2 protein-coding genes are annotated in these 2,915 nt (G+C 30.4%); both read left to right on the top strand.

What is annotated here, in order from left to right; genetic code table 11:
* The first annotated feature begins 234 nt into the window (after positions 1-234).
* Positions 235-882: a PorT family protein gene (locus tag HY951_15645; GenBank protein ID MBI5541497.1), complete on the top strand. Its 648-nt coding sequence runs from the start codon at positions 235-237 to the stop codon at positions 880-882.
* 272 nt (positions 883-1,154) lie between these two features.
* Entirely contained in the window at positions 1,155-2,612 is a 1,458-nt protein-coding gene (locus tag HY951_15640) for a T9SS type A sorting domain-containing protein (GenBank protein ID MBI5541496.1), read from the top strand.
* Positions 2,613-2,915: the final 303 nt, after the last annotated feature.

Below are 2,915 nucleotides of genomic sequence, written 5' to 3'. Positions count from 1 at the left end.
TAAAATTAACAGTGCATAACACACGGTTAAAATTTAGCAGGCTGTTATGGGCAACTTGACACAAATAACAAAGTTCAAACATTTTAGCGGTTTGACAATGACTGCAAGTAATAGCCTGCCAAATTCAACCGCAAACCGTTAGCAACAAGGCGTGAGAAAAAAAATATTACAAACTAGACAATGAGTATTAATTTGACAATTAATTACAAAAAACATAACTTAAAAAAAATAATTATGAAAAATTTACTTATTTTAGTTTTGATTGTATCATTCAATGTTAGCTCATTTGGACAAGAATCTAAATGGACTATTGGATTTTTCGGCTCACCTTATTTTTATAAAATTAAATCTATGAAAGGTTTAAATCATGACATTAATTCTAAATTTAGTTATCAAACGGGTATAGAATCAGCATATTTGTTTTCAAAAAGATCAGAGATTCAATTAGGATTATCTTTTTCCAATATTTCTTATAATGTCAATTATGATTTTTCACATGCGTCTTCAGAAATATCTTTGCCAAAATTTGCAGAAATCAAAGCTCAATATATTGACATCTCCTTATTTTATGATATTAATTTTATCACAAATGAAAAATGTAAATTTTATTTAATTGCAGGCCCAGTTTCTTCTTTTTTAATATCTTCACAAAACAAGACAACTTTTCAGAATAACAATGTAGGTGACGCAAAAGATTTAACTGCAAATTTGTTTAGTCTCCAAGCTGGTATTGGAATAAAATACAAATTAAATAATAAATTATCATTAAAATTTGAACCTCAATTCAGGTATCATTTTAAAGTAATTTCATTCTTTACAGGTTATAATCCAACATCTATTAACTGTTCTCTAGGAATAATATACTTGTTTCCAGAAAAATAATACTAAATTTTTGAAAACTATTAAATAAATAATCAATTTGTAATTATTGGTTAATAACAAAACGCCCATATGATAACACTGTGTTGCCATTTAGCAGACAGATATGTGCAATTTGACAATTATAACAAAATATAAACTTTTTAGCGATTTGACACCTACTGCGGCTAAATGCCTAGCTTTTACAAGTGCCAAAGGTTAGTAACAAAGCGTGAGAAAAAAGAAATGACAAACTACTAAACAATTACAAACTTGACAACAACTCACCTAAAAAAATGAAAAACCTTTTTATAATTCTTGGAGTAGTTATAACTTTAAACTGCTTTGCCCAATGGCAACAACCGAATAATTTATTATCAACCATGAATATGGAACATAATACTGAGTCGGTACAATTGCAAAGCTTCGATAAGTTTAATCCGTCTGTACTTAACAAAAAATCAACTTTATTAAACTCAAAATCATCAGTTTGTAAGTGGGATACCATTCTGACTTACAATACTTCAAATGCTACATTTCAACGATTAACTCAAGTATTCGATGCTAATGGCAATGTTAAAATTCAATTAACAGAAAATTGGAAAACCAGCATATGGATAGACTCTATAAGAAATACTTATACATACGATGCAAACGGAAATAGACTTACTTATTTAAAAGAAATATGGCAAACCAATATATGGGTGAACAATATGAGATGTACTAATACTTACGATGCAAATGGAAACATGCTGACTTTTTTAAATGAGATGTGGCAAACCAATATTTGGGTGAATTATGATAGAGCTACTTTTACATTCGATACCAACGGAAACAAATTGACTTTTTTATATGAAATGTGGCAAACCAATGCATGGTTCAATCATAGTCTACAAACATGGACTTACGATGCCGCAGGAAACGAACTGACATATTTAGATGAACATTGGCAAATCAATATTTGGGTGAATTATAATAGAGCTTCTTTTACTTATGATACCACCGGAAATATGCTGTCATATTTAGCTGAAGACTACTGGCAAACCAATGCATGGTTGAATAATTATAAATTGACTTATACATACGACACTACCGGAAATATGCTGACTTCTTTATATGAAATATGGCAAACCAATGCATGGATTAATAATAATATTGAAACTTGGACATACGACGCCACCGGAAATATGCTAACTGATTTACTTGAAGTATGGCAAACTAACACATGGTTGAATTTGTCGAGAAAAATATATACATACGATACCACCGGAAATAGGCTGACTAAATTAGTTGAAACATGGCAATTCAATGCATGGGTGAATAATTATTTACATACATATACTTATGATTCCATTGGAAACTCAATAACCGGAAAATATGAAACATGGCAAAGCAACTGGCAGCCAAGCATGAGTACTTTGAATCTTTATTCTAATAAGAATATAATATGGGATATTTATCCTGTTTACTCCTACAATGCAAGTTTTAAAAGCCTCAATATTAATGTACTGCCAGAAATTGTTTCCAACAGCAGTTTAATTGTTTATCCCAATCCAGCTACAAATAAAATAACAATAGAGAATTCTCAGCAAGCATTAATTCAAATTTCAACCCTACAAGGTCAACTCATAAAAACCATTGAGGCACCTAACAATAAAACAACCATTGATGTTTCGACTTTACCGAGTGGTGTGTATATTCTTAGAGTGAAAACGAAAATAGGAGTGACAGTTAAAAAGTTTTTGAAAGAGTAATATCAAACAAGAAAGTTTATAATCTTATGGAATTAACAAAACGCCCAGTTGCTAACACTATGTTGGCATTTAGCAGGTTGTTATGGGCAACTTGACAAGATTAACAAAATTCAAACATTTTAGCGGTTTGACAATGATTGCAAGTAAAAACCTGCCAAATCCGACATCGAACCGATATCTATGATATCTCCAAATATTTATTTAATATTTTTTTAAGCTGCCAAATTAAGTTTAACATATGGTGTTCCTCTTTTAACTACAGCCACAATGCGATTAAGAAGTTTATTACGAACAGCATTTATG

This window comes from Bacteroidia bacterium (assembly GCA_016218155.1).
Taxonomy (GTDB): Bacteria; Bacteroidota; Bacteroidia; order Bacteroidales; family GWA2-32-17; genus GWA2-32-17.
The sequence above is the reverse complement of the archived record's forward strand: the minus strand, read 5'-3'. Positions and strand labels throughout refer to the sequence as shown.